Origin of the sequence: Diaphorobacter nitroreducens (assembly GCF_002214645.1) — a bacterium.
Lineage (GTDB): Bacteria > Pseudomonadota > Gammaproteobacteria > Burkholderiales > Burkholderiaceae_C > Diaphorobacter > Diaphorobacter nitroreducens.
In genome coordinates, this window is record NZ_CP016278.1 from 2,780,314 (window position 1) to 2,805,943 (window position 25,630).

The window sequence follows — 25,630 nt, forward strand, 5'->3', positions numbered from 1 at the left end:
CTGACAGGTGCCGCGCGCACCGCCACTGGCAATGCTGCGGCAAAATTGCGGTGAATGTCCCGCCATACATGCGCCAACAGCTCATTTATTAATAGCATATTGGTGTCGCGCCTGGCACACCCCTCGGCCTTGGAAGGGCGATCGCGGCTATGGCCTAATAGGGAGTTTTCACCGTTTTCATTTCAGGAGCCATCATGGGCAACAAAATCGTCACCGAAGCCGACCGCAAGCGCACTCCCCGTCCCACCCCCATGCCCGGCATGGCAGTGACCACCCACGGCCGCGGCCAGCGCGTGAGCCTGGAGCGCGGCGTGGCCACGCGCAGCAAGAAAAACCCTGGCAAGCGCAGCAACAAGGGCGGCTGATCGCCCCTTTTTGCCCGGCTTAGCCTGCAAGCCCTCTTCGGAGGGCTTTTTCATGGGCGGCACTGCACGCCGCCCGTGCCGCACAATCGCCGCATTCCCGCTACCGGAAGGCCCCATGCTTCAGACGCCCGCGCCACTGTCTCCCGAAGATGCCGCCGCGCTGTACCAGGCCCTGCGCGCCGAGGGCATGGCCGACGCCCTCACCACGCTGCACATCGGTGGCGCGCACACGCGGCTGCTGAGCGGCGCCGCAGACGCGCCCGCGCTGCTGCGCACGCTGGACATCGGCGCGCGCGTGACGGCCACCACCTGCTTTGCCCACCAGCCGCCCACGGAGGCCGAGATGGAGCACGCGATCATGCTGGTGGAAGATGCGGTGATGCCGGTGCGCGACCTGCTGGCGCCCGGCTCCACGCTCTACACAGCCGACGGCGGCATACGCCAGATCGCGCTGGCTGCGGGCCTGCCGGCGCAGCCGGAGTTGCGCCTGCCGCTGGAAGCGGTGGAGCACACCTTCAACCGCCTGGCCGCCCTCAGCCTGGGGCGCCCCACCACGCAGGACACCCTTGCGCAGGACAACGCCTTCGCGGCCACGCTGCTCATCCTGCGCGAGTGCCTGCACCATCTGGGGTTTGACTACATCGTGGTCCGGTCCGACGCGGTGGTTTAGGGCCTGTTCACACTATTTTTGCCAGTGCGAATAGCGTGAGCAGGCCTTAAGCCGGCTTTGGGGCGCGCATCAGCCCGCAGCGGGGGGTGTGAACGCGGCGCGCGCGGCCTCTGCCGCAGCGCGTGCGCCGCAGCCCTCCAGGTGGTCGTTGACCAGCCCCATGGCCTGCATGAAGGCATACATGGTGGTCGGACCCACGAAGCTGAACCCACGCTTCTTCAAATCCTTGGACAGCGCCACCGACGCCGCCGAGGTGGTCATCGCACGCACCGCAGGCAGCGTCATGCGCTCGGGCCGCTGCTGCGCGGCCAGGGGCGCATAGCGCCACACATAGTGCGCCAGCGACCCGAACTCGCGGCGCAGCTCCAGCACGCGGCGCGCATTGTTGATGGCCGACTCGATCTTGCCGCGGTGGCGCACGATACCGGCGTTGCCCATCAGCTGGTCCACCTCGGCGGCGCCGAAGTCCGCCAGCGGCTCGGCCTCGAACTGCGCCAGCGCCGCGCGGAACGCCTCGCGCTTGTTCAGGATGGTGATCCACGACAAGCCGGCCTGGAACCCCTCCAGGCAGAGCTTCTCGAACAGGCGGCGCTCGTCCGTCACCGGGAAGCCCCATTCGTGGTCGTGGTAGTGCCGGTACAGCGGGCTGGCGCGGCACCAGAAGCAGCGCGCATGGCCGCCCTCGTCGATGAACAGGCCGCTGGCTTCGTCTGGGGAGGAGGGTTCGGTGGTTTCGAGCATGGGGGCATTGTGGGGGTTGGGTCGCATGGCGCAAGAACGTCTTGCTATGCTTGGCCGCACCCGCCTCCGCCACCATGAGCACATCCACCCCATCGCCCCGGCGCCCGTGGCCGCTGCTGGCAGCCGCGCTGCTGCTGGGCGGCTGCGCCCAGTCGGGCGGCACGTTGGGCTACTACTGGCAGTCCCTGCGCGGGCACCTGGAGATCATGAACGCCGCGCGCCCGGTGCAGGAGTGGATCACCCACCCCGACACCTCCGCGCCGCTGCGCGAGCGGCTGCAGCTGGCCCAGCGCGCCCGGGCGTTCGCGGTGGACGAGCTGGCCCTGCCCGACAATGCCAGCTACCGCCGCTATGCGCGCCTGGACCGCACGGCTGCCGTGTGGAACGTGGTGGCGGCGGGCCCTTATTCGCTCACGCTGCACCGCTGGTGCTTTCCGATCACCGGCTGCATCGGCTACCGCGGCTACTTCGACGAGCCCGGCGCACGGGCCGAGGCCGCGCGCCTGGCGGCCACGGGACTGGAGGTCAGCGTGTACGGCGTACCCGCGTATTCCACGCTGGGCTACAGCAACTGGATGGGGGGCGACCCGCTGCTGTCCACCTTCATCGGCTGGCCCGAGGGCGACTTCGTGCGGCTGCTGCTGCACGAATTGGCGCACCAGGTGGCGTATGCCGAGGGCGATACCGCGTTCAACGAATCCTACGCCACAGCAGTGGAGCGGCTGGGCGTGCAGCGCTGGCTGCAGCAGCACGCCACTCCGGCCACCCGCGCCCAGTTCGCAGCCAGCGAGGAGCGCCGCGCGCAATGGCGCGCGCTGACCCAGGCAACGCGCCAGCGGCTGGCCGAGATTTATGCATCAAATGGGGCTGTAGCGCCCGACCATCAAGCGCTATCAGCTATGAAAAAAGAAGCAATGCAGGACTTCCGCGCGGCCTATGCCACGCTGCGCGCGCGCTGGCTGGCCGCACACGTCCCCGAGGCACAGCTGGCGGCGCTGGACCGTTGGGTGCGCGATGCCAACAACGCCAGCTTCGCCGCGCAGGCGGCTTATGACGAAGGGGTGCCCGCGTTCATGGCGCTGTTCGAGCGCGAGGGGCGCGACTGGCCGCGCTTTCATGCAGCCGTGCGGGCGCTGGCCCAGGCGCCGCAGGCCGAGCGCACAGCCGCGCTGCAGGCGCTGGCGCCACAGCCGCCCCGGGTGGCCCACGGCGGAGGCTGACGTCGCGTTTCCCGCCCCCGCGTGCCTGCTGCGGCTTCGCGGCCTGGGGGACGGTTGGCCCGCACGCTGGCGGGCCCACAGCGCTCAGCCGCGCAGGGATTCGATCAAGTCGATGTACTGCTGCTTGGCCTCGTCGCTGGACGTGCCCTTGAGCTTTTCCCAAGCGTCCCACTTGGCGCGCCCCACGATGTCAGAGAAGCTCGGCTTCTTCTCGGCGTTGTCGCCGGCGGTGGCCTGCTTGTACAACGCATAGATCTTCAGCAGCGTCGGGTTGTCGGGGCGCTCGCTGAGGTTCTTGGAATTGGCCACGGCGGCCTCGAAGGTGGCGTTCAGATCGGACATGGAGTGTCTCCGGTTCAGGGTTGGTATCGCCGCACAGTGTAGTCAAAACACGAACGACCGTTCTTTTTTAAAGCCTCCCCAGGATCACGCCATGCACAGCCCATCCACGGCCTGGAACAGCACCTGCCGCGCCTGGCTGATCACCTGACCCTTCCAGGCGTCGGTGTCGGTGTAGAAGGCCTCGCGCATCTGGGCATGGACCCGCGCGGCCAGGGCGGGCGATGCCTCGGGATGCCGGTGCAGCCAATGGTCCGCCCGCAGCGCCTGCAGCACGGCGGGCGCGGGCTGTGTGCCGAACTCCAGCGTGAGGGCCGTGACCTCCGCCTGCGGGCACTCGTCATAGGCGCTGTGGCACATCAGCCCCGTGAGCGGCGCGGAGGAGGAGGAGCCGTCTTCGGTGGACGTGACCGGCGTGGCGCCGCCCCCGTCCCACCAGCGGCGCGCACGCGCCAGGGCCTGCGCCTCGTCGCGCCCCGCATGGATGCGCTCGCCATGGCCGCTCGGCCCCAGGCCCGTGTGCAGGTCCACCCAGGCGATGCGTTCGGCGCGCGCTCCCTCGCGACGCAGCACGGCGCGCAACGTGCAGTTGCTCCAGGTGGGCGCCGTGCCGCCGAAGTACAGGCCGTCGGGGTGCTGGTACTGCCCGCGGGTGATCGCCGCCTGCAGCGCCTGCAAGCCGTGCGCATTCAGCAGACCCAGCAAGGCCTGCGTATTGGCCTCGCTGGGCGGCCATTCGGGCGGCAACAAAACGGGGTGCAGCGCACTGTAGGCGGGGTTGGCCGGCAACGGCTGGCTGAAGTCCACGAAGTTGCGATTCAGGTCCACGTTTTCGTGTGTCACGCGGCGCAGGTGGGCGAAGCCGTACGGGTTGAGCGCATGCAGGTAGAGCACGGCCACACGCTGCGCCCGTGCCTTGGCGCGCCACTCGCCATCCTGCAGCGCGAACACCTGCACGCCGCTGCCGCACAGGCCCTCCACGCCGTGGCAGCCGCTGCTCACGATGAGCAGACGGGGCGCGTCAAGCGGCCCCTCCCGCACCACGTCCAGCGCCAGCGTCTCGCCATTGGGGCCGCACAGCGGATGCACCTGCGGCTGCAGCGTCAGGCCGGCCACCGCCGCGGCGCCAACAAATTGGGCCCGCGCCTGTGCGTAACTTGCGGCGAACGCCTGCGGGATACCGATCATCGACCCCCCCCCTTTGGACATGTAAAAAAGGCCCCACCGCGCAACGGTGGAGCCTGGGCATGTCAGCCGTGTGAATGCCGCCTCACGGGGACCCGGAACCTCTCAGGCCGTGGGCTGTGCCAGCCATTGGCGCGCCAGTTCCACCCAATAGGTGCCGCCCAGCGGAATCAGCGCATCGTTGAAGTCGTAGCTGGGGTTGTGCAGCGTGCAGGGACCGCCGCCGTGGCCCATGGCGCGGTGGTCGCCGTCGCCGTTGGCGATGAACACATAGGCGCCCGGCTTGGCCTGCAGCATGAAGGAGAAATCCTCCGCGCCCCCGGTGGGCTCCTGCGCCAGCACCTTGTCTTCACCCACGATGCCCACCATGACCTGGCGCGCGAACTCGGCCTCGGCCGGCGAGTTGATGGTGGGGGGGTAATTGCGCACGAACTCGAATTCGCAGCGCGCCTCGAACGCGGCGCAGGTGTGCTCGGCCACCTGCCGCATGCGGCGCTCGATCATGTCCAGCAGCTCGGTGGAGAAGGTGCGCACCGTGCCCTGCAGCTCGCAGCTGTCGGGCACTACGTTGGTGGCCTCGCCGGCGTGGATCATCGTCACCGAGATCACGCCCGCCTCGATGGGCTTCTTGTTGCGGCTGATGATGTTCTGGAACGCCTGCACCATCTGGCAGGCCACGGGCACGGGGTCGATGCCCATGTGCGGCATGGCGCCGTGGCTGCCCTTGCCGCGGATGGTGATCTTGAACTCATTGCTTGACGCCATCACCGGGCCGGGGCTCACGGCAAAGCTGCCGGCCGGCATACCCGGCCAGTTGTGCATGCCGAACACCGCCTGCATGGGGAACTGCTCAAACAGACCGTCCTTGATCATCTCGCGTGCGCCGCCGCCGCCCTCTTCCGCCGGCTGGAAGATCAAATACACGGTGCCGTCGAAGTCGCGGTGCTTGGAGAAATACTGCGCCGCCGCCAACAGCATGGCCGTGTGGCCGTCGTGGCCGCAGGCGTGCATCCGGCCCTGGTGCTTGCTCGCATGGGCGAAGGTGTTGAACTCCTGCATGGGCAGGGCGTCGATGTCTGCGCGCAGGCCCACGGCGCGGCCGCAGGCACCGCCGTCACGGCCGTGCACGATGCCCACCACACCGGTGGTGCCCAGGCCGCGGTGGATGGGGATGCCCCATTCGGTGAGCTTGGCCGCGATCACGTCGGCCGTGCGTACCTCCTGAAAGCACAGTTCGGGATGGGCATGGATGTCGCGCCGCACCTCGGCGATGGCGGCCGCTTCGCGGGCGATGGATTCGATGATGTTCATGGGGATCGGGCCTGTCGTCCTGGGAATGCCACAGTCTAGCCGTGCTCCCCGATCCGCGCCGAAGCGGGCCCGAAGCCCCTGCGACCCGCCGATGGCGCCGGCGGGCGCGGGGCGCTCAGGTGCGCACGCGGCCGTCGCCGGTGAGCATGGACATCTCCACGAAGCGCGAGCCCTCATGGTCGGACGGGCTGAAGTTGACCGTAAAACCGCCCACCGAACCGCGCAGGGATTCCAGCCCCGCCACCAGGCTCTCGCGCGTGAGCTTGCCGCTGGCGTGCGCCTGCGCGTTGCGCAGCCCCTCGATGAAGACGCGCGCGGCCAGGTAGCCCTCCATGCTGGAGTAGTTGGCCTGCACGTTGCCGCCCTTCTTGATGGCCTCTTGGAATTCACGCGTGATCTGGCGCGACTGTTGGTAGGGCGAAGGCACCACCTGCGACACCACCACGCCCGCGCCGTTGGCGCCCAGCGCATCCGCCAGGGCCTGCGTGCCCACGAAGGACACGTTGTAGAACTTGCCGCCGTACCCCGCCTTGCGCGCGGCCAGCACGAACGCCGCACTGGCGGCATAGGCACCGATCTGCACGATGGCCACGGGCTGCGCCGCCACCAGCGGCGCCACGGCAGCCGTCACGTTGGCGGAGTTGCGCGCCACCGTGCCGGTCGCCACGGGCGCCAGCTTGCGCGTGGCCAGTGCGCGGGTCACGGCGTCCAGGCCAGCCTTGCCGTAGGCGTCGTCCTGGTAGAAGACGCCGATACGGTCCAGCCCCAGGTTGGTGAGCTGGCGCACGATGAGCTCGGCCTCGTCTGCGTAGGAGGCGCGCACGTGGAAGGCCAGGCGGTTGAACGGCTGGCGCAGGGATTCCGCGCCCGTGACGGGCGCGAAGAATGGCACCTTGGCCTGCGTGAACAGTGGTTGCGCGGCCAGGCTGGTGGGCGTGCCCACGTAGCCAAAGAGGGCCAGCACGTCCTCATTGATCAGGCGGCGCGTGTTCTCGGCGCAGCGGTCGGGCTCGTAGCCGTCGTCCAGCGAGCGCAGCTCGATGGTGCGCCGCCCGATGCCGCCCTGGGCATTGACCTGGTCGAACGCCAGCTTGGCACCCGCCTGGAACTGCAGGCCCAATTGGCTGGCAGGCCCGGTCAGGGCTGCGGATTGGCCCAGCACAATGCGCGTGTCGCTCTGCGCGCGCGTCAGGGATGCGCCGGTCAGCAGGGCCGCGCCCATCCCTGCCGAGAATTGCCGGCGGCTCAACCGCGTTGAATGCATAGAAAACCCTCAGAGTAAACCATTATTGAAATAAATAAGGCACTGCGTTAAACGGAGTGCCCGGCGCGAAGTTTACCGAAGCCCGTTTCCCCCGGTTCATCCCTCACCAAAGTCCCCACACATGCTCCCGACTCCCGTCCCCGACGCTTCGGCCACCCACCAGGTGCGCGGCGCCTGCCCCCACGACTGCCCCGATACCTGCGCCCTGATCACCACCGTGGAGAACGGCCGCGCCGTGCGCGTACAGGGCAACCCGGCGCATGCGCAGACCGGCGGCGTGCTGTGCGCCAAGGTGTCGAAGTACGCCGAGCGCACCCACCATGCCGAGCGCATCCTCACGCCACTCAAACGCACGGGCCCCAAGGGCAGCGGGCAGTTCACCCCGGTGAGCTGGGACGAAGCGCTGGGGGACATCGCGGCGCGCCTGGCGCACATCGCCGCGCGCGACCCGCAGGCCATCCAGCCTTACAGCTACGCGGGCACCATGGGGCTGGTGCAGGGCGAGAGCATGGACCGGCGCTTCTTCCACCGCCTGGGCGCCTCGCTGCTGGCGCGCACCATCTGCGCCACGGCCGGCGGCGAAGGCCTGGTGCACACGCTGGGTGCCAAGGTGGGAATGAAGGTGGAGTTCTTCGCCGAGGCCCAGCTCATCCTGATCTGGGGCAGCAACTCCATCGGCAGCAACCTGCATTTCTGGCGCATCGCGCAGCAGGCCAAACGCGACGGCGCGCGCCTGGTCTGCATCGACCCGCGCAAGAGCGAGACGGCCGAGAAATGCCATGAGCACCTGCAGCTGCGCCCGGGGACCGACGCCGCGTTGGCCCTGGCGCTGATGCACGAACTGATCGTGCACGACTGGCTGGACCACGACTACCTCGCCCGGCACACGCTGGGCTGGGAGCAACTGCGCGAGCGCGCCCTGCAGTGGCCGCCCGAGCGCGCGGCCGAGGTCTGCGGCCTGCCCGTGGAGCAGATCCGCCGGCTGGCGCACGACTACGGCACCACGCGGCCCGCCGCCATCCGCCTGAACTACGGCGTGCAGCGCGCGCACGGCGGCGCCAACGCGGTGCGCGCCATCGCCAGCCTGCCAGCACTCACGGGCGCCTGGCGCCACCGCGCAGGCGGCGTGCTGCTGTCCAGCTCCGGCAGCTTCCCCGTGGACCGGGCCGCGCTGCAGCGCCCCGGCCTGCTGGCGGGCCGCAGCCCGCGCACCATCAACATGGTGACCATCGGCGACGACCTGCTGCGCGACGCATCGCCCAGCTTCGGGCCGAAGATCGAGGCACTGGTGGTCTACAACAGCAACCCCGTGGCCGTGGCGCCCGACTCCCGCCAAGTGGTGCGCGGCTTTGCGCGCGAGGACCTGTTCACCGTGGTGCTGGAGCACTTCCAGACCGACACGGCCGACTACGCCGACTACATCCTGCCCGCGACCACGCAGTTGGAGCACTGGGACGTGCACCTGGCCTACGGCCACACCGACGTGCTGCTCAACCGGCCCGCGATTGCGCCCCAGGGCCAGGCGCGCAGCAATGCGCAGATCTTCCGCGACCTGGCCGCGCGCATGGGCTTCACCGAACCCTGCTTTGCCGACAGCGACGAGGCACTGTGCCGCCAGGCCTATGGCGACAAGGTGGACTTCGATCTGCTGCTGGAACAGGGCTTCGCGCCCCTGTCCGTGCCCGATGCGCCGTTCGCCGACGGCGGCTTTCCCACGCCCTCGGGCCAATGCGAGTTCTACAGCCAGCGGCTGGCCGACCAGGGGCTGGATCCGCTGCCGGGCTACGTGCCCAACCACGAGGGCGCGGGCACCTCGGCCGACTACCCGCTGGCCATGATCTCGCCGCCGGCGCGCAACTTCCTCAACTCCACCTTCGTGAACTTGCAGAGCCTGCGCGACATCGAAGGCCGCCCGCTGCTGGAGATACACCCCGAAGATGCCGCGGCGCGCGGCATTGCCGACGGCGCCCTGGTGCGCGTGTTCAACGACCGCGGCAGCTACGCCTGCCACGCCGCGCTCAACGGGCGCGCCCGTCCCGGTGTGGTGAACGGCCTGGGCGTGTGGTGGCGCAAGCTGGGCCACAACGGCACCAACGTGAACGAACTGACCAGCCAGGCCCTGACCGACCTGGGCGCAGGGCCCACGTTCTACGACTGCCGGGTACAGGTGGAGCCGCTGGCCTCTTAACTATCAAAAAGTGAGCTGCTAGCGCTTAACTGTCAAGCGCTACAGCCACTTTTGACACCAAACCTCAATCCAGCTTCACGCCCGTGGCGGCAATGACCGGCCCCCAGCGCCGCGCCTCGGCGCGGGCCAGCGCGTGGAACTGCTCGGGCGTGCCGGCCAGCGGTTCCATGCCAAAGGCCCGCATGCGCTCCACCACCTCGGGCGCGGCCAACGCCTGGTTCAGCGCGGCATTCAGCCGTGCGGTGATGGCCGGCGGCAGCCCGGCCGGGCCCAGCAGGCCCTGAAACGCATAGACCTCGGCATCGGCCACGCCCACCTCTGCCAGCGTGGGCACGTGCGGCAGCGCGGCCGCACGCCGGGCGGCGCCGATGGCCAGCGCCCGCACCTTGCCCGACTGGATCACCGGCAGGCCGGCCGCAAGGTCCAGGAACATGCAGGGCACCTGGCCACCCATCACGTCCTGCACCGCCGGGGCCGCGCCGCGGTAGGGAATGTGCGTAAGGAACGTCTGTGTGCGGTGCTTGAACAACTCCATCGCCAGGTGGTGCGGCGAGCCGTTGCCGGGCGAGGCGTAGTTCACCTGGCCGGGGCGGGCCTTCACATAGGCCAGGAAGTCCTGGAAGGTCTGCGCCGCGAACGCCGGATTCACTACCAGCACCAGAGGAAAGCGCGACAGCCCGCCGATGTACGTGAAGTCCTTGTCCGGGTGGAAGGGCAGCCGGCGGTACAGGTGCTCGTTGTAGGCCAGCAGCGCGTTGTCCGCCGACATGACGGTGTAGCCGTCCGGCTTGGCGGTGGCGACGATCTGGCTGCCGATGTTGGTGGACGCGCCAGGCCGGTTGTCCACCACGATCTGCTGGCCCAGCCCGCCGCGCATGGCCTCGGCCACGGTGCGCGCCAGCACGTCGGTGCCGCCGCCCGCCGGGTAGGGCACCACCCAGCGGATGGGTTGGCTGGGATAGCCCGTGTCGGCGCGTGTCCACGGCGCCGCCGCCGTGGCGGCACAGGCCGCCAGGAAGGTTCTGCGTTCCATCGGTTGTCTCCTTGCTCTTTTATTGATAGCTACTTGCGCTTGGTGGGCGAGCGCTACGGCCCAAAATGACCTCAAACTACTGCGGCGCGGCAATGGTCTGGTCAATGGCGCCGAACAGGCTCTGGCCGGCCTTGTTCTTCATCTCGATGCGGATGGTGTCGCCATAGCGCATGAACTCCGTGCTGGGCTGGCCGTCCTGGATGGTCTCGATGCAGCGCTTTTCGGCAATGCAGCTGTAGCCCTTGGCCCAGTCCTTGTTGCTCACCGTGCCGCTGCCCACGATGGAGCCGGCGCGCACATTGCGTGTCTTGGCGATGTGCGCGATGAGCTGGCCGAAATGGAAGGTCATCTCCGGCCCCGCGTCGCACATGCCCACCTTGCGGCCGTTCCAGGTGGACTGCAGCGTGAGGTGCACGCGCCCGCCCTGCCAGGCGTCGCCCAGCTCGTCCAGCGTCACCGCCACGGGGCTGAAGGCCGTCGCCGGCTTGGACTGGAAGAAACCGAAGCCCTTGGCCAGCTCCGCCGGGATCAGGTTGCGCAGGCTGACGTCGTTGGCCAGCATCACCAGGCGGATGCCGTCCAGGGCCTGCTCCGGGCTGGCGCCCATCTTCACGTCGCCGGTGACGACGGCGATCTCCGCCTCGAAGTCGATGCCCATGGCCTCGCTGGGCACCACCACGTCGTCGCAGGGGCCGATGAAGTCGTCGCTGCCGCCCTGGTACATGAGCGGATCGGTGTAGAAGCTGGCGGGCACCTCGGCATTGCGCGCCTTGCGCACCAGCTCCACGTGGTTGATGTAGGCCGAGCCGTCCGCCCACTGGTAGGCGCGCGGCAGCGGCGCCATGCACTGCTGCGGATCGAAGGGGAACGGATGGCGCGCGCGGCCGGCATTGAGCTGGTCGTACAGGTCCTGCAACTGGGGCGCCATGAAGTTCCAGTCGTCCAGCACCTGCTGCAAGCGGCTGGCAATGCCGGTCGCATAATGGGCCGTGCCCAGATCGCGCGACACCACGACAAGCTGGCCGTCGCGCGATCCGTCTTTGTAGGTGGCAAGTTTCATGGGCCTGGGTCTCCGGGTGAATGCATCGCCTGCGCCGCGCGAGCTCTCTCGCTTGGCACAAATTACGATCCAGTAAATTGATTTAACTAAACAAAACTCCAAAATTCTAGTGCAGATGGACAAGGAACGCGTCGGCATTCAGTCGGTGGAGGTCGGGTTCGCGCTGCTGGACGCGCTGTCGCGCGCCCGCGGGCCGCTGATGCTCAAGGACTTGGCGCAGGAGGCCGGCATGAGCGCCGCCAAGGCCCACCGCTACCTGGTGAGCTTTCAGCGCCTGGGCCTGGTGGTGCAGGACGCCCGCAGCGCCCGTTACGACCTGGGCCCTGCGGCACTCAAGTTAGGGCTTGCTTCGCTGGCACGCCTGGATGCCATGCGGCTGGCGCGCGAGCGCATGGCGCCACTCATGGATGCGCTGGGCCACACGCTGGCGCTGGCCGTCTGGGGCAACCATGGACCGACCATCGTGCACTGGGAGGAGGCACCACGCGCGCTCACGGCCAACCTGCGCCTGGGCGACGTGATGCCGCTGCTCAGCTCCGCCACGGGCCGCTGCTTTGCGGCCTACCTGCCACGCGAGAAAACCGCCGCGCTGCTGGCCGAGGAACTCGCGCTCGCCACCCGCCAGGGCCGCGCCGACCTGCCGCACGACGAGGCCGGCGTGCAGGCACTGCTGCGCGAGGTGCGCGAGCGCCGCTGCGCGCGGGTGCTGGACACGCTGCTGCCGGGCATCCACGCTTTCTGCGCACCCGTGTTCGACGCCGGCGGCCACCTGGCCCTGGCCATCACCACCCTGGGCCCCGCCGCCACATTCGACGCCGCCTGGGGCGGCGCGATAGAGGCCCGGCTGCGCGCCGCGGCGGAGCAGCTCTCGCGCGACCTGGGTCACGCCGCCACACCCGGCTGAACGCATGCCGCGCCGCGCCCTGCTGCTGCTGACCGCCGTGGTACTGGCCCTGCACTGGCTGGTACTGGTCGGGTTGCCGCTGGGCGGCACGGACCAGGGCGCGCCGCAGCGGCTGGCCTTCCATACGCGGATGGTGGAGCCCCCGCCTCCACCGCCGCCTCCCCCGGAACCCCAGGCCGCGCCAGTGCCGCCGCCGGCCCCCAAGCCGCGCCCCCGTCCCGTGCGCAAGCCACCGCCGCCGCCCGTGGAGGCACCGCCCCCCACGCGGCACGCCGAGCCTGTACCTGTCATGGAAGCGCCTGCGCAAGCCGCACCCTCGCCCGCGGAGCCCCCTGCCGAGGTGCCGGCCGATTCCTCCACCCCAAACCCCGAAGTGTCGGCGGACGCCGCGGCGCCCCAGGCACCCTCCGCCCCCCTCTCCCCGGCCAGCGATCCGGCCATGCCCGCAATGGCCGAAGCCTCCAGCGCGTCCGCGCCAGCCGCCGCATCGCAGCCGGCGCAGGAAGCGCCCGCGTTGACCGCGGGCGTGGAAATCCTGCCCCCTGGCGCCGCGGGTGCCGTGGCCGGCACCGAACCGCCCCCGGTACGCCTGCCGCCCTCGGCGCGGCTAGCGTTCGACGTGACGGGCGAGGTGAAGAAGTTCCACTACAACGCCAGTGCCGAACTGCTGTGGCGCCAGGACGGTACGCAGTACGAGGCGCGCCAGCAGATCAAGGCATTCCTGCTGGGAGCGCGCTCGCAAAGCAGCGTGGGCCAAATCACGCCGCAAGGACTGCGCCCCACGCGCTTCGGCGACAAGTCGCGCAGCGAGCGCGCAGCGCATTTCGACTTCGAGCGCGGCGAGGTGATCTTCAGCGCCAACGCCCCGCGCGCGGCCATTGGCAGCGGCGCCCAGGACCGGCTGAGCGTGTTCATCCAGCTGGGCGCCCTGCTGGCCGCCGCTCCCGAACGCTATCCCCCCGGCACCCGGATCACGCTGACCACCGTGGGTGCGCGCAGCGCCGAGCGCTGGACCTTCACCGTGGAAGGGCCGCAAACGCTGGAGCTGCCCGCCGGCAGCACGCCCGCGCTCAAGCTGCAGCGCCTGCCCCGCCCCGACCAGCGCTACGACCAGAAGGCCGAACTCTGGCTGGGCACGGACATGGGCTATCTGCCGGTGCGCATCCGCCTCACGCAGGCCAACGGCGACTTCGCCGACCTGTCCCTGAGCCATCACGACACGCCCTGATGCCGGCATTTGCCGCGGGCGTCGGGCGCGTTCCGGCGTGGGACAAGGCCGCGACCGCGCACGAAGGCCGTCACGGCCCCTTTTCCGTGGAATACTGGTCCCAGCGGCGGGGCGCGGGGGCTTGAACTCTGCCGATCCGCTGCAATCTGACAGGCATACCGATAGGGGGACACGCCATGAATATGCTCTACGACTCCGACTCCTTTGTGGTGGTCCACATGCTGGCAGACGCAACCCCCGACAGCGCCAGCGACGCCGCCACGCCCGCCGTTCCACAACTGGTGCGCCATGGCTTCGAGATCGTGGACAAGCGCTCCGGCAAGGAGGTGTACCTGGATGGCTCCTGGGCCGAAATGTTCCAGCAGCAGATCCTGGCCTGGCAGCGCAACACGCCCACCCAGGAAGAGGTGGAGGACACGCTGGATGGCTACGTCGGGCTCGCGCAGAACCCGGTGATCGTGCACTGACGCGGCACGAGAGTTTCGGGGGCCAGGCCCCCGTTGCGGTCCGCCCCCGGCGGGTCGCCGCCCCGTGAGGGGCACAGCGCGCCGTGGCCTAGGCCACGGCGCCTTCTTTTTGGGGGCCTCCCGCTGACGCACAGCGGCGCGCAGCCGCCCGTCCGATCCAGATGAAAAATGGCTCTAGCGCTTATCCATCAAGCGGTAGCAGCTCATATTTCAATAGTAATCAACGCACGCCGCGGCGACGCGCCATCTCCTGCCCCATGGACTGCTGTGCGGGGTCGTCCAGCAGCGCGCGCGCGGCGGGATAGATGCGGTCGTCTTCATGGCGCAGGTGATCGTCGTAGCACTGCGCAAACCGGTCCAAGGCCGTCTCGTGCTGCGGCGTGAACGCCTGCACGGCCCCGTCGGCCAGCGCCTGCAACCCCACGCGCGCCGCAGCCCAGCGTTCGGCCATCAGCACATGGTCCCGCTGCAGCTGGCGCACCAGGTCCGTCAGCGCGGCGTCGCCACCGGCCAGCAGGGGCGGGAAGACGTGGAGTTCCTCGTCCTCGTGGTGCAGCGGGGCCGCGATGTCGAAATAGCGCAGCACGTCGCGCGCCGCCTGGCGGGCGGAGTCATCGCAGGCGTGCGTCTTGAGGTAGTCGCGCAGGCGCTGCAGCAGGTCCAGCGAGCGGCGTACGCGGTCATGGCAGGCGCCCAGCATCTCGAACGGCTCGTCAAAGCCCGCGCCTGGCGTGTGCAGACCGGGCAGGGACACACGGCTGGCCATGGCGTCAGCCCAGCCGCACGGGCTGGCCGTCGCGGTTGAAGGGCAGATAGGCGCTGAAAGCGCCCGTTTTCACGGCCTCCACCATGCGGCGCAGCACCTTGTCGGCGTCGTCGTCGGACGGCGCCTGCGCCGCCGTGCCCGACAGCGCCGCGGTGAACACCAGGCGCCAAGGCTGGCCCGGCTGCTCGAACTGCTGCGACTCGCGCACCAGCGCGTCGAACGACTCCAGCTCCTCGGGCAGCTTGTCTACGCACATCAGCGGCACCAGCACCCCGCCCTCGCCCTGCGCGAAGCGCTCGCGCTGCTCCGGCGTGGCCTCGTCGGGCAGCTCTGTGCCAGCAAACACGAACAGCAGGCGCTGGCGCTCGCGGTGGCTGCGCGCGGCGCGCAGCAGGTCGTCAAAACTGTTGATCTCGGTTTTCACTTGCATTCATTCCCCTTGTTGCGGCCAAGGCTGCACGCCCCGGCCGGGCACCAGCGTGCCCACATACTGCGCCGGCACGGGCCGCGCGCGCACGGGCTTGCGCGACACGACCGTTCCCACGCTCACGAAACACAGCGCGCGCTCGCCTTCGCTCAGCGCGAACAGCCCGCGCAGCGCCTGCGACTGCAGCGCCTTGCCGCTGGTGAGCGCCGAGCCAAAACCCAGCGCGGTCGCCATGAGCAGCAGGTTCTGCACCGCGCAACCCGCGGACACCAGCCGCTCACTGGGTGCGATCTCGGGATCGCCCCCGCATTCGTCCACCACCACCAGCAGCAGCACGGGCGCGCGCAGGGCCTTCTCGCGCGCCTGCTCCTGCTGCTCGGGCGTGGCCTGCGCGTCGCGCTCGCGCAGCGCATCGGCAAACGCCTGGCCCAGCGCCGCGCGGGCCGCGTCGGGCACCAAGACAAAACGCCAGGGCAGCAGACAGCCATGGTCCGGCGCATGCGCGGCCGCGGCCAATATGGCCTGCAGCTGCGCGGCGTCCGGCCCCGGCGCGCCCAGCCGCTTGGGCAGGATGGTCTGGCGCGCCTGCAGCAGCGCGGCGGCCAGTTCCGCCGTGGCGGCGGCATTGTTCAAGGCCTGTGGAGGCACCGGTCTCTCCTGTTCCATGGCATTCACCCCGGCCGGCCATCGGCGCGCAGCCGGCCATACCAGCCGATGAGGCGCAGGCCCCACACCGCCATGATGCCAGCCCACAGCAGGGCCGCGACGGCCAACAGCACGGGCGACCAGGGCAATGGCGCGCTCGCCGCCAGCCGCACCACGGTCGCCAGTTGCAGCACCCAGAACAGCGTCCAGACCAGGCGATCCGCCACCAGCGCGCGGCCGCCATGGCCGCAGGACACGCGCGTGACCATGGCGAGCATGAGCGAGCCCAGGCACCCCATGGTGAGCGCATGCAGCGCGCCCAGTTCCCCGGCAGCGCTGCCGTAGAGACCCTGCACCCCGTGCGCCAGGCCATGGCCCACGAAGGCCAACCCCAGCCAGATGAAGCCGATGTGCAGCATGGCCAGCAGGCGCTGCGCCAAGCTCTGCAGCAGGCCCCAGCGGTAGGCCAGCCACAGCAGCACGGCCCCCACCGACAACTCCAGCGCGCCACGCACCAGCAGCCCGCCCGTGTCGAGCGCTGGCGCCCAGCCAAGCCACGGCAGCCAGATGGCGAGCGCCTCGGCCACCACCGCGGCAAGCATCAGCCACAGGACCCAGAAAGGGCGCCATGCCTGCACCATGGGCAGCACGGCCGAGGTGAAGAAAGGAATCATGCGGTGGGCCACCACCGCGAAGACCGCGGCCACGAACCCCCACAGCCCGGTCAGCACCCAGGCACGCGCCAGGTCGCCACGGCCGGCGGCCAGGCTCAGCCCCAGCGCCGCGATGCACACGCAGCCCACCAGGCAGGCCGCGGCAATGGCGCGCGCATGCAAACGGTCCTGCAGCGTGCTGCGCTGGACCAGGCGGATGAAAAGCACCGTCATCCACGCCAACCCGAGGAACGCGGCAGCGCAGCCGGCGAGCGCCGCCAACAGCCCCCAGGAACCGCCGGCGAGCCACACCAGCCAGCCGCCGGCCTGCAGCAGCAGGGGCGGCATGACGCGGGAGACCGGCCAGGGCTCGACATGCAGCCACTTGGGTCCCGCGGTGAAAAGAAAGCCGGCGAAAAACAGCGGCATGAAGCCAAACGTCATCACCGCCGCGTGCACCAGCGACGGCGCCACACCGTATGGCAATGCCAGCGCCCCGCTCACGCGGTCGATCTGCACCAGAGCCCACCACAGGCCCGAGGCCATGAGCAGCAGCATCGCCAGGAAGAACCCCAGCCGGTGCGGCGCCAGCATGAGGTAGCGCGGCCGCCAGCGCCGGTCCAGCCGCGCCAGCGCCTCGGCCGAGGGCCGGCCCGGCGCGGCGGGCTCGCTGCGCAGGGGCACGGTGCGGCGCCGCACTTCAGTCATGGGCGTGGGCCTCGCCCAGTGTGGCCAGCGTGCACCTCAGTCCACCAGCACTTGCCCATCATGTTCCACATACGGCGCATACGGGCCCGTGCCGCTGCTCTTGGCCTTGGACGCCGCCACGAAGCCGCCGGTGGCCACGTCAAACACGTGGACCTCGCCCTCCTCGATCACGTAGTGCCAGCCATGCAGCGCAATGCTGCCGTCCTCGACGCGGCGGCGCACCATGGGGTACTCCATGAGGCGTTCCAGTTGCAGCACCACGGCGCGCTGCTCGGTGCGGCGCAGGGCTTCGGGGCCGGGCTGCACGGGCAGCGCGGCCTCACGGCCCAGGTCCAGCCAGCGCTGCAGGTTGCGCGCCTCGGGCGAGACCTCGCCATACAGCGCCTTGATGGCGCCGCAGTGGCTGTGGCCGCACACGACGATACGGCTCACATGCAGTTCGAGCACCGCGAACTCGATGGCGGCGGCCGTGCCATGGTGGCCGTAGGAGCCGTCGTAGGGCGGCACGAAGGCCCCCACGTTGCGCACCAGGAACAGCTCGCCCGGTCCTGCCCCCGTCAGCAGGTAGGGCAGCAGACGGGAATCCGAGCACCCGATGAACAGGGTCGTCGGGTGTTGCCCCTCGTCCACGAGCGTCTGGAATTGCTCGCGGTATTGGGGGAAGGCATCCAGATGGAAGCGGCGCAGCCGTTGCAGCAGCTCGTCGTCAGGCATGGGTGTCTCCCCTGCCTGGCGCTACTGCACCAGCGGCGTATCGGCCGCATCGAGGTGCACGCCCTCGACCTCGGCCTCGCCCGCCAGCAGCTGCAGGTACTGGCGCAATGCGTTGACCCAGGCCTGCTGGCGCAGCATGAGCGCCACGCTGGCGCGCACCTGCTCGAAGGGCAGCTCTTGGCCCGGCTGGCGCTCGCACACCTCGACCACGTGCAGGCCGAAGCGGCTGTGCACCAGGCGCGAGAGCACGCCCACTTCCTGCGTGCCGAACACCTCGCGCGCGAACTCGGGCGCGCAGTCCTCGGCCGACAGCCAGCCCAGATCGCCGCCCTCCTGCCCGCTGGGGCAGTTGGACCACTGGCCCGCCGCGGCGGCAAAGCGCGCGCCGTCATCGTCAGCGCAACGCAGGTCCAACAACACGCCTTCGGCGCGCTGGCGCAGCAGCTTCACATCCACCCCCGGGGTGACCGCGAACAGCACGTGGCGCATCCGCACGCGCTCGCCCTGCCCGCCCAGCGTCGGGTGGGCGGCGTGGTAGCGGCGGCAGGCCTCCTCGGAGGGCTCGGGCACTTGCAGGGCCTGGTCGAGCAGGCGCTCGATGGCCTGCGATGCCTCGGCGCTGGTGGCGCCGTCCAGGCCCGGCGCGTCGTCTTGCGACAACAGCCCCTCGCGCTGCGCCTGCTGGCGCAGCAGCTCGGTGCAGGCGCGCTGGCGCAGTGCATCGGACGGCAGGATCTCGCCGTCGGCGTGCAGAGGCACGCCATTGATGCGGGCCACCGGGGCGGCGTCTTCCTGTGGGAGGTTGTCGGTGCTGCCGGCGCAGCCGCAGCCGCCCGATCCGCAGGTGGTGTTGCTCATGGGGTTCTCCTGGAGGCTGAGAGGCCGAAAGCCGATTTCAAACGAAATTAGCCTCCAGCCCGCTACCAGCAAGCGCTGGTAGCTATTTACTTCATAGCGCGTTGCGATTGCCCGGCTGGTTGTGGCCTGCGGGCAGGTTCATGCGGCGGGCGCGCACCAATTGGTACGGGCGCGTGATGTAGGCCAGTGTGCCAAACCCGCTCCACACGTGCACCAAGCGGGTGAACGGGAAGATCAGGAACACGGTCATGCCCAGGAACATGTGCGCCTTGAACACCCAACCGGCATTGGCCAACAGTTCCACGGCGCCGCCGCGGAAGGTGACGATGCGTTGCGCCCATTCGGCCAGCAGCATCATCATGGAGCCGTCCAGGTGCTGCGCCGACAGCGGAATGGTCGCCAGGCCCAGGGCCAACTGCACCCACAGCACCCACAGCAGCAGGATATCGCTGGTCTTGGAGGTGGCGCGGATACGCGCATCCGTCAGGCGGCGGTGCAGCAGCAGCGTCACGCCGATGAAGCCCAGGGTGCCGGCGACGCCGCCCACAACCATGGCCATGATCTGCTTGGCGCCTGCGCTCATGAAGGGCTCGTACAGCGCGTGCGGCGTGAGCATGCCCACGAAGTGGCCGAAGAACAGGACCAGCACGCCCACGTGGAACAGGTTGCTGCCCCAGCGCAGGCTGCCGCGGCGCAGCAGCTGCGAGGAGTCGCTCTTCCATGTGTACTGGTCGCGGTCGAAGCGCGCCCAGCTGCCGATGAAGAAAACGGCCAGACAGATGTAGGGGTACAGGCCGAACAAGAGGTTGTCGATCCAGGCGGTCATACCGAGGCTCCTTGGGACGAGTTGGCGCGTGCGTTGCGCACGAAATGCAGGGGTTGGGGCTGGTCCGGGCGGTTCTGGCCGCGGGTGGCGCAGCCGTCGAATGCCTCGGGCTCGGCCCAGGCGTCGTCCAGGCCCGGCTCGGGCACGATGGCGACGGCCTGCACGCGCTGGCCGGCGACTTCGAGCACCGCCGCGATCACGCAGGCGTAGGGGTTGCCCTTGCTGGTCAGCGCGGTGAACAGCGCATTGAGGATGTGCGCCATCTCGCCGAGGAATTCGCGCGCCACGGCCGGCGGCTGGGTGGAGGCGAACTCCAGCACCACCGCCAGATGGTCGGGCAGTTCCTGCGCGTCGAACTGCAGGCCGGCCTTCTCGTAGGTCTGCATCAGGTCGATGAGCGCGGGGCCGCGCTCGCGCGAGTCGCCGTGCACGTGCTCGAACAGGTGCAGCGAAGTCTGCCGGCCGCGGTCGAAGGTGTCGACGTAGCGCGCCTCGGCATCGTAGGGCTCCATGGCACACAGCTGGCGGCACAGGGCTTCGATCTCCTGCATGCGCGCCTCGGGCAGGGCGCGCTCCAGCCGCAACGCGTCCAGCAGTGCCGGCGCGTTCGCACGCAGCGCGGCATCGGGATAGCCCAGCAGGTGCGCCAGCGCACGCAGCGTCAGGCGCAGGGATTCAGGCGTTTTCTGGAACATGGCAATTCTTCCTTTCGCCTCAGACCGTGGCCTTGATGGGGATGGTGCGTCGCTTCTTGCCACCGAACATGCTCACGTCCGTGGAGCCGTCGGAGCAGCCGTTGCCGAACGAGAAGCCGCAGCCGCCGCGCAGGTCGAATGCGTTCTCGGCGTACTCGCGGTGCGCCGAGGGGATGACGAAGCGGTCTTCGTAGTTGGCGATCGCCATGACCTGGTACATGTCTTCCACTTCATGCACCGTGAGCCCCACCTGCTGCAGCACGGCCAGGTTCTGCTGGCGGTCCACATGCATGCCGCGCTGGTAGGCGCGCATGGCCAGCATGCGCTCCAGCGCCCGCACCACGGGGCCGGTGTCGCCGGCGGTGAGCAGGTTGGCCAGGTACTGCACGGGGATGCGCAGCTGCGACACGTCGGGAATCTCGCCGTTCACGCCCAGGTGGCCGGCGTTGGCCGCCGAGGTGATGGGCGACAGCGGCGGCACGTACCACACCATGGGCAGCGTGCGGTACTCGGGGTGCAGCGGCAGTGCGATCTTCCAGTCCACGGCCATCTTGTAGACGGGGCTGTTCTTGGCGGCTTCCAGCCAGGCGTCGGAGATGCCGTCGGCTTTGGCCTGGCGGATCACGTCCGGGTCGTTGGGGTCCAGGAAGATGTCCAGCTGCGCCTCGTACAGGTCGCGGTCGCGCTCCACGCTGGCGGCTTCCTGGATGCGGTCGGCGTCATACAGCAGCACGCCCAGGTAGCGGATGCGGCCCACGCAGGTCTCGGAGCACACCGTGGGCTGGCCCGCCTCGATGCGCGGGTAGCAGAAGATGCACTTCTCGGCCTTGCCGGTCTGCCAGTTGTAGTAGATCTTCTTGTAGGGGCAGCCCGAGACGCACATGCGCCAGCCGCGGCACTTGTCCTGGTCGATCAGCACGATGCCGTCTTCCTCGCGCTTGTAGATCGAGCCCGAGGGGCACGATGCCACGCACGCCGGGTTCAGGCAGTGCTCGCACAGGCGCGGCAGGTACATCATGAAGGTGTTCTCGAACTGGCCGTACATGTCCTTCTGGACCTGCTCGAAGTTCACGTCGGCGCTGCGCTTGGAGAACTCGCCGCCCAGGATTTCCTCCCAGTTCGGGCCCCATTCGATCTTTTCCATGCGCTGGCCCGTGATCAGGCTGCGCGGGCGCGCCGTGGGCGCGGCCTTCATCTCGGGCGCCGACTGCAGGTGGTCGTAGTCGAAGGTGAAGGGCTCGTAGTAGTCGTCGATCTGCGGCAGGTTAGGGTTGGCGAAGATGCGCATGAGCAGCTTCCACTTGCCGCCCTGGCGGGGGGCGATGGAGCCGTCCGGGTTGCGCACCCAGCCGCCGTTCCACTTGTCCTGGTTTTCCCATTCCTTGGGGTAGCCGATGCCGGGTTTGGTCTCGACGTTGTTGAACCAGGCGTATTCCACGCCGGGACGGCTGGTCCAGACGTTCTTGCAGGTGACGGAACAGGTGTGGCAACCGATGCACTTGTCCAGGTTCAGCACCATGCCGATTTGTGCGCGAATTTTCATCGTGTCTCTCCTTATCGCTCAGGCGTGGGCGGCGCTGGTGGATGCCTCGTCGTCCATCCAGTCGACGCGGCGCATCTTGCGCACCAGCACGAACTCGTCGCGGTTGGTGCCGATGGTCCCGTAATAGTTGAAGCCGTAGCTGTACTGCGCGTACCCGCCGATCATGTGCGTGGGCTTCAGCACCACGCGCGTGACGGAGTTGTGGATGCCGCCGCGCGTGCCCGTGATCTCCGAGCCGGGGGTGTTGATGATCTTTTCCTGCGCGTGGTACATGAGCACCATGCCCGGGTTCACGCGCTGGCTGACCACCGCACGGGCCGCAATGGCGCCGTTGGCGTTGAACAGCTCCACCCAGTCGTTGTCCACGATGCCGCCGCGCTTGGCGTCGTCCTCGCTGAGCCAGATCACCGGGCCGCCGCGGTTGAGCGTGAGCATGTGCAGGTTGTCGCTGTACGTGCTGTGGATGCCCCACTTCTGGTGCGGCGTGATGAAGTTCAGCGCGATCTCGGGATTGCCGTTGGGCATCTTGCCCTCGACCTCGTGCAGTGCCTTCAGGTGCACCGGCGGACGGTAGCTCACGAAGCCCTCGCCAAAGTCGCGCATCCAGGGGTGGTCCTGGTAGAACTGCTGGCGACCGGTGAGGGTGCGCCATGGGATCAGCTCATGCACGTTGGTGTAGCCGGCGTTGTAGCTGACCTTCTCGCTCTCCAGCCCGCTCCAGGTGGGCGAGCTGATGATCTTGCGCGGCTGCGCCTGGATGTCGCGGAAACGGATCTTCTCGTCCTCGCGGTGCAGCGCCAGGTGCACGTGTTCGCGTCCGGTCTGCTTGCCCAGGGCCTCCCAGGCCTTGCAGGCCACGTGGCCGTTGGTCTCGGGGGCGAGCATCATCACCACTTCGGTGGCGTCAATATCGCTCACGATGCGCGGACGGCCCTGCGTGACGCCTTCCTCGCGCACGCGGCCGTTGAGGTCGCCCAGCTGCGCCACTTCGGTCTCGGTGTTCCAGGCAATGCCTTTACCGCCGTTGCCGACCTTGTCCATCAGCGGGCCCAGGGCCGTGAAGCGCTTGTAGGTGTTGGGGTAGTCGCGCTCGACCACCGTCACCTGCGGAGCGGTCACGCCGGGAATCAGGTCGCACTCGCCGCGCTTCCAGTCCTTCACGCCGTAGGGCTGTGCCAGCTCGGCCGGGGTGTCGTGCATGATCGGCGTGAGTACGACTTCCTTTTCCACGCCCAGGTGGCCCACGCAGACTTCGCTGAAGGCCTTGGCGAAGCCCTTGTAGATCTCCCAGTCGCTGCGCGACTGCCACGCAGGGTCGACGGCTGCCGACAGCGGGTGGATGAAGGGGTGCATGTCGCTGGTGTTGAGGTCGTTCTTCTCATACCACGTCGCCGTGGGCAGCACGATGTCCGAATACAGGCAAGTCGTGCTCATGCGGAAGTCCAACGTCACCAGCAGGTCCAGCTTGCCTTCGGGCGCCTGGGCATGCCACTTCACCTCGGTGGGCTTGGCCTCGTCCTTGCCCAGGTCCTTGCCCTGCACGCCGTTGGTGGTGCCCAGCAGGTGCTTGAGGAAGTACTCATGCCCCTTGCCCGACGAGCCCAGGATGTTGGAGCGCCACACGAACATGTTGCGCGGCCAGTTCATCGGGTTGTCGGGGTCCTCGCAGCTCAGCGTGAGCGAGCCGTTCTTGAGCGACTGCACCACGTAGTCCTTGGCGTCCATCCCCTTGGCGGCAGCATCCCGCACCACTTGCAGCGGGTTGGTCTGCAGCTGCGGCGCGCTGGGCAGCCAGCCCATGCGCTCGGAGCGCACGTTGAAATCGATCATCGATCCCTGGTAGGCCTTGGCATCCGCCAGGGGCGATAGCACTTCCTCGACGCCCAGTTTCTCGTAGCGCCACTGGTCGGTGTGGGCGTAGAAGAAGCTGGTGGAGTTCTGCTGGCGCGGCGGGCGGATCCAGTCCAGCGCGAAGGCCAGCGCGGTCCAGCCCGTCTGCGGGCGCAGCTTTTCCTGGCCCACGTAGTGCGACCAGCCGCCGCCGCTCTGGCCGATACAGCCGCACATCATCAGCATGTTGATGATGCCGCGGTAGTTCATGTCGCAGTGGTACCAGTGGTTCATGGCCGCGCCGATGATCACCATGGACTTGCCGTGGGTCTTGTCGGCGTTGTCGGCAAACTGGCGCGCGATGGCGATCACCTGGTCGCGCGGCACGCCGGTAATGCTCTCCTGCCACGCCGGGGTATAGGGGGCGTTGGCGTCGTAGCCTCCGTCCTTCTCCTCGCCCTGCAGGCCGCGCAGGATGCCGTAGTTGGCCACCTGCAGGTCGAACACCGTGGCCACGGCCACGCGGCCCTGCACGCCCTCGCCCTGCAGGTCGAGGTGGGTGATGGGCACACGGCGCACGATCACGTCGCCGCCCTGGTCGTTGGCCTCGAAGTTGGGTGTCTCGATGCCGCCGAAGTACGGGAAGGCGACATCGGTCACCTGGTGCTCTTGCGCCCCGTCTTCCAGCACCGACAGCTTGAGCTGCACGTCGTTGCCCGTGCGCGCCTCCTTGGACTCCAGGTTCCACAGGCCCTGGTCGTCACGGCCGTCCTTGCCCCAGCGGAAGCCGATGGAGCCATTGGGCAGCGCCACCTTGCCGTCGGTACCGTAGGCCACGGTCTTCCAGTCGGGGTGGTTGGTCTGGCCCAGCTTGTCGCCGAAGTCGCTGGCGCGCACATAGCGGTCGGGGACCATCACCGTGCGGCCATCCGGCAGCGTCTTCTCCTTGAGCACCACCAGCAGCGGCAGGTCGGTGTAGCGGCGCGCGTAGTCGTCGAAATACGCCGAGCGCTTGTCGAAGTAGAACTCCTTGAGGATCACGTGGCCCATGGCCATGGCCACGGCGGCGTCGGTGCCTTGCTTGGGGTGCAGCCACAGGTCCGCCAGCTTGGCCACCTCGGAGTAATCGGGCGTCACGGCCACGACCTTGGCGCCCTTGTAACGCACTTCGGTGAAGAAGTGCGCATCGGGCGTGCGCGTCTGGGGCACGTTGGAGCCCCAGGCGATGATGAAGTTGGAGTTGTACCAGTCGGCCGACTCGGGCACGTCGGTCTGCTCGCCCCACACCTGCGGGCTAGACGGAGGCAGGTCACAGTACCAGTCGTAAAAGCTCATCGGCACGCCGCCGATCAGGTTCAGGTAGCGGCTGCCGGCAGCGTACGAAATCATCGACATGGCCGGGATCGGCGAGAAGCCGATGATGCGGTCCGGCCCGTGCTTCTTGATGGTGTAGACGTTCGCCGCAGCGATCATCTGGTTGACCTCGTCCCAGGTGCTGCGCACGAAGCCGCCCAGGCCGCGTTGCTTCTGCCATTCGCGGCGCGCGCTGTCGTTCTCGACGATGGCGGCCCAGGCGTCCACGGGGCTCTTGGCGATGGCCAGTGCGGCACGCCAGTGCTTGAGCAGGCGGCCACGCACCATGGGGTATTTCACGCGATTGGCGCTGTACAGGTACCAGCTGTAGCTGGCGCCGCGTGCGCAGCCGCGGGGCTCATGGTTGGGCAGATCGGGACGCGTGCGCGGGTAGTCGGTCTGCTGTGTTTCCCACGTGACGATGCCGCCCTTGACGTAGATCTTCCACGAGCAACTGCCCGTGCAGTTCACACCGTGGGTGGAGCGCACGATCTTGTCGTGCGCCCAGCGGTCGCGATAGGCGTCTTCCCATGTACGGTCTTCGCCGTTGGTCTGGCCGTGGCCCTGCGAGAAGGTTTCGCGCGGCTGCGCAAAGTACGAGAGACGGTCTAGGAAATGGCTCATCGTGGGACTCCTT

Annotated in this window: 24 protein-coding genes; 7 read left to right on the forward strand and 17 right to left on the reverse strand. The window is 68.8% G+C overall.

The window, feature by feature from the left end; genetic code table 11:
- The first annotated feature begins 194 nt into the window (after positions 1-194).
- Complete coding sequence (locus tag BA022_RS19330) at positions 195-365, forward strand: hypothetical protein (protein ID WP_012655490.1); 171 nt, start codon at positions 195-197, stop codon at positions 363-365.
- Positions 366-480: 115 nt separating this feature from the next.
- The gene (locus BA022_RS12990; RefSeq protein ID WP_228403607.1) at positions 481-1,035 is read left to right on the forward strand and encodes a hypothetical protein; all 555 of its coding nucleotides are present in this window, start codon (positions 481-483) and stop codon (positions 1,033-1,035) included.
- A gap of 69 nt (positions 1,036-1,104) precedes the next feature.
- Here the strand turns inward: BA022_RS12990 and BA022_RS12995 are convergent, their stop codons facing one another.
- A complete protein-coding gene (locus BA022_RS12995; RefSeq protein ID WP_088887752.1) occupies positions 1,105-1,776 on the reverse strand; it encodes a DNA-3-methyladenine glycosylase I in 672 nt (223 codons plus the stop codon).
- A gap of 74 nt (positions 1,777-1,850) precedes the next feature.
- Between BA022_RS12995 and BA022_RS13000 the strand changes: the two genes are divergently transcribed.
- Positions 1,851-2,996, forward strand: a complete 1,146-nt coding sequence (locus BA022_RS13000; RefSeq protein ID WP_088887753.1) for an aminopeptidase — start codon at positions 1,851-1,853, stop codon at positions 2,994-2,996.
- A gap of 84 nt (positions 2,997-3,080) precedes the next feature.
- Here BA022_RS13000 and BA022_RS13005 read toward each other — a convergent pair whose 3' ends face one another.
- The 4 genes from BA022_RS13005 to BA022_RS13020 all read right to left on the reverse strand — a co-directional run bounded on the left by BA022_RS13005 (position 3,081) and on the right by BA022_RS13020 (position 7,095).
- The gene (locus BA022_RS13005; RefSeq protein ID WP_088887754.1) at positions 3,081-3,338 is read right to left on the reverse strand and encodes an acyl-CoA-binding protein; all 258 of its coding nucleotides are present in this window, start codon (positions 3,336-3,338) and stop codon (positions 3,081-3,083) included.
- An 84-nt stretch (positions 3,339-3,422) separates the two neighbouring features.
- A complete protein-coding gene (locus BA022_RS13010; RefSeq protein WP_088887755.1) occupies positions 3,423-4,523 on the reverse strand; it encodes a M14 family metallopeptidase in 1,101 nt (366 codons plus the stop codon).
- A 102-nt stretch (positions 4,524-4,625) separates the two neighbouring features.
- On the reverse strand, positions 4,626-5,831 hold the full coding sequence (locus tag BA022_RS13015; RefSeq protein ID WP_088887756.1) for a M20 aminoacylase family protein: 1,206 nt from the start codon (positions 5,829-5,831) through the stop codon (positions 4,626-4,628).
- A 115-nt stretch (positions 5,832-5,946) separates the two neighbouring features.
- Positions 5,947-7,095, reverse strand: coding sequence for an ABC transporter substrate-binding protein (locus BA022_RS13020; RefSeq protein ID WP_011803912.1), 1,149 nt, complete (start codon positions 7,093-7,095; stop codon positions 5,947-5,949).
- A 121-nt stretch (positions 7,096-7,216) separates the two neighbouring features.
- On the opposite strand from BA022_RS13020, the gene BA022_RS13025 reads away from it, so the two are divergent.
- Complete coding sequence (locus tag BA022_RS13025) at positions 7,217-9,283, forward strand: molybdopterin-containing oxidoreductase family protein (protein WP_088887757.1); 2,067 nt, start codon at positions 7,217-7,219, stop codon at positions 9,281-9,283.
- 64 nt (positions 9,284-9,347) lie between these two features.
- Here BA022_RS13025 and BA022_RS13030 read toward each other — a convergent pair whose 3' ends face one another.
- Complete coding sequence (locus BA022_RS13030; protein WP_088887758.1) at positions 9,348-10,316, reverse strand: Bug family tripartite tricarboxylate transporter substrate binding protein; 969 nt, start codon at positions 10,314-10,316, stop codon at positions 9,348-9,350.
- 76 nt (positions 10,317-10,392) lie between these two features.
- The gene (locus BA022_RS13035) at positions 10,393-11,376 is read right to left on the reverse strand and encodes a fumarylacetoacetate hydrolase family protein (protein ID WP_011803909.1); all 984 of its coding nucleotides are present in this window, start codon (positions 11,374-11,376) and stop codon (positions 10,393-10,395) included.
- A gap of 115 nt (positions 11,377-11,491) precedes the next feature.
- On the opposite strand from BA022_RS13035, the gene BA022_RS13040 reads away from it, so the two are divergent.
- From BA022_RS13040 to BA022_RS13050, 3 genes are all read left to right on the forward strand, one after another.
- Entirely contained in the window at positions 11,492-12,280 is a 789-nt protein-coding gene (locus BA022_RS13040) for an IclR family transcriptional regulator (protein WP_088887759.1), read from the forward strand.
- 4 nt (positions 12,281-12,284) lie between these two features.
- Complete coding sequence (locus BA022_RS13045) at positions 12,285-13,508, forward strand: DUF3108 domain-containing protein (RefSeq protein ID WP_088887760.1); 1,224 nt, start codon at positions 12,285-12,287, stop codon at positions 13,506-13,508.
- A gap of 176 nt (positions 13,509-13,684) precedes the next feature.
- Positions 13,685-13,975: a BTH_I0359 family protein gene (locus BA022_RS13050; protein WP_011803906.1), complete on the forward strand. Its 291-nt coding sequence runs from the start codon at positions 13,685-13,687 to the stop codon at positions 13,973-13,975.
- 220 nt (positions 13,976-14,195) lie between these two features.
- On the opposite strand, the gene BA022_RS13055 is transcribed toward BA022_RS13050, so the two are convergent.
- From BA022_RS13055 to BA022_RS13100, 10 genes are all read right to left on the reverse strand, one after another.
- Positions 14,196-14,741 carry a hemerythrin domain-containing protein gene (locus tag BA022_RS13055; RefSeq protein WP_088887761.1) on the reverse strand — a complete coding sequence of 182 codons (546 nt, stop codon included), beginning with the start codon at positions 14,739-14,741 and terminating at the stop codon, positions 14,196-14,198.
- 4 nt (positions 14,742-14,745) lie between these two features.
- Entirely contained in the window at positions 14,746-15,171 is a 426-nt protein-coding gene (locus BA022_RS13060; protein ID WP_011803904.1) for a hypothetical protein, read from the reverse strand.
- On the reverse strand, positions 15,172-15,834 hold the full coding sequence (locus tag BA022_RS13065; protein ID WP_088887762.1) for a nitroreductase family protein: 663 nt from the start codon (positions 15,832-15,834) through the stop codon (positions 15,172-15,174).
- Positions 15,835-15,839: 5 nt separating this feature from the next.
- The gene (locus tag BA022_RS13070) at positions 15,840-17,174 is read right to left on the reverse strand and encodes an NnrS family protein (protein ID WP_088887763.1); all 1,335 of its coding nucleotides are present in this window, start codon (positions 17,172-17,174) and stop codon (positions 15,840-15,842) included.
- A gap of 36 nt (positions 17,175-17,210) precedes the next feature.
- Complete coding sequence (locus tag BA022_RS13075; protein WP_011803901.1) at positions 17,211-17,888, reverse strand: carbonic anhydrase; 678 nt, start codon at positions 17,886-17,888, stop codon at positions 17,211-17,213.
- A gap of 21 nt (positions 17,889-17,909) precedes the next feature.
- A complete protein-coding gene (locus BA022_RS13080) occupies positions 17,910-18,746 on the reverse strand; it encodes a peptidylprolyl isomerase (RefSeq protein WP_088887764.1) in 837 nt (278 codons plus the stop codon).
- Positions 18,747-18,837: 91 nt separating this feature from the next.
- Positions 18,838-19,572, reverse strand: coding sequence for a respiratory nitrate reductase subunit gamma (gene narI / locus BA022_RS13085; RefSeq protein WP_012655473.1), 735 nt, complete (start codon positions 19,570-19,572; stop codon positions 18,838-18,840).
- Positions 19,569-20,267 carry a nitrate reductase molybdenum cofactor assembly chaperone gene (gene narJ, locus BA022_RS13090; protein WP_088887765.1) on the reverse strand — a complete coding sequence of 233 codons (699 nt, stop codon included), beginning with the start codon at positions 20,265-20,267 and terminating at the stop codon, positions 19,569-19,571. The genes narI and narJ overlap by 4 nt, the downstream gene beginning before the upstream one ends.
- 19 nt (positions 20,268-20,286) lie before the next feature.
- Complete coding sequence (gene narH / locus BA022_RS13095; protein ID WP_012655471.1) at positions 20,287-21,810, reverse strand: nitrate reductase subunit beta; 1,524 nt, start codon at positions 21,808-21,810, stop codon at positions 20,287-20,289.
- An 18-nt stretch (positions 21,811-21,828) separates the two neighbouring features.
- Complete coding sequence (locus BA022_RS13100; RefSeq protein WP_012655470.1) at positions 21,829-25,617, reverse strand: nitrate reductase subunit alpha; 3,789 nt, start codon at positions 25,615-25,617, stop codon at positions 21,829-21,831.
- Positions 25,618-25,630 lie beyond the last annotated feature (13 nt).

Bases quoted from the DNA above. Each gene is read 5' to 3' on its own strand.
- BA022_RS13050 (WP_011803906.1), top strand. From the start codon at position 13,685: ATGAATATGCTCTACGACTCCGACTCCTTTGTGGTGGTCCACATGCTG.
- BA022_RS13060 (WP_011803904.1), bottom strand. From the start codon at position 15,171: ATGCAAGTGAAAACCGAGATCAACAGTTTTGACGACCTGCTGCGCGCC.
- BA022_RS13030 (WP_088887758.1), bottom strand. From the start codon at position 10,316: ATGGAACGCAGAACCTTCCTGGCGGCCTGTGCCGCCACGGCGGCGGCG.
- BA022_RS13035 (WP_011803909.1), bottom strand. From the start codon at position 11,376: ATGAAACTTGCCACCTACAAAGACGGATCGCGCGACGGCCAGCTTGTC.
- BA022_RS13040 (WP_088887759.1), top strand. From the start codon at position 11,492: ATGGACAAGGAACGCGTCGGCATTCAGTCGGTGGAGGTCGGGTTCGCG.
- BA022_RS13065 (WP_088887762.1), bottom strand. From the start codon at position 15,834: ATGGAACAGGAGAGACCGGTGCCTCCACAGGCCTTGAACAATGCCGCC.
- BA022_RS13055 (WP_088887761.1), bottom strand. From the start codon at position 14,741: ATGGCCAGCCGTGTGTCCCTGCCCGGTCTGCACACGCCAGGCGCGGGC.
- BA022_RS19330 (WP_012655490.1), top strand. From the start codon at position 195: ATGGGCAACAAAATCGTCACCGAAGCCGACCGCAAGCGCACTCCCCGT.
- BA022_RS13015 (WP_088887756.1), bottom strand. From the start codon at position 5,831: ATGAACATCATCGAATCCATCGCCCGCGAAGCGGCCGCCATCGCCGAG.
- BA022_RS13100 (WP_012655470.1), bottom strand. From the start codon at position 25,617: ATGAGCCATTTCCTAGACCGTCTCTCGTACTTTGCGCAGCCGCGCGAA.
- BA022_RS13025 (WP_088887757.1), top strand. From the start codon at position 7,217: ATGCTCCCGACTCCCGTCCCCGACGCTTCGGCCACCCACCAGGTGCGC.
- BA022_RS13000 (WP_088887753.1), top strand. From the start codon at position 1,851: ATGAGCACATCCACCCCATCGCCCCGGCGCCCGTGGCCGCTGCTGGCA.
- BA022_RS13070 (WP_088887763.1), bottom strand. From the start codon at position 17,174: ATGACTGAAGTGCGGCGCCGCACCGTGCCCCTGCGCAGCGAGCCCGCC.
- BA022_RS13075 (WP_011803901.1), bottom strand. From the start codon at position 17,888: ATGCCTGACGACGAGCTGCTGCAACGGCTGCGCCGCTTCCATCTGGAT.
- narH (WP_012655471.1), bottom strand. From the start codon at position 21,810: ATGAAAATTCGCGCACAAATCGGCATGGTGCTGAACCTGGACAAGTGC.
- BA022_RS13045 (WP_088887760.1), top strand. From the start codon at position 12,285: ATGCCGCGCCGCGCCCTGCTGCTGCTGACCGCCGTGGTACTGGCCCTG.
- BA022_RS13010 (WP_088887755.1), bottom strand. From the start codon at position 4,523: ATGATCGGTATCCCGCAGGCGTTCGCCGCAAGTTACGCACAGGCGCGG.
- BA022_RS12990 (WP_228403607.1), top strand. From the start codon at position 481: ATGCTTCAGACGCCCGCGCCACTGTCTCCCGAAGATGCCGCCGCGCTG.
- BA022_RS13080 (WP_088887764.1), bottom strand. From the start codon at position 18,746: ATGAGCAACACCACCTGCGGATCGGGCGGCTGCGGCTGCGCCGGCAGC.
- narI (WP_012655473.1), bottom strand. From the start codon at position 19,572: ATGACCGCCTGGATCGACAACCTCTTGTTCGGCCTGTACCCCTACATC.
- narJ (WP_088887765.1), bottom strand. From the start codon at position 20,267: ATGTTCCAGAAAACGCCTGAATCCCTGCGCCTGACGCTGCGTGCGCTG.
- BA022_RS13005 (WP_088887754.1), bottom strand. From the start codon at position 3,338: ATGTCCGATCTGAACGCCACCTTCGAGGCCGCCGTGGCCAATTCCAAG.
- BA022_RS12995 (WP_088887752.1), bottom strand. From the start codon at position 1,776: ATGCTCGAAACCACCGAACCCTCCTCCCCAGACGAAGCCAGCGGCCTG.
- BA022_RS13020 (WP_011803912.1), bottom strand. From the start codon at position 7,095: ATGCATTCAACGCGGTTGAGCCGCCGGCAATTCTCGGCAGGGATGGGC.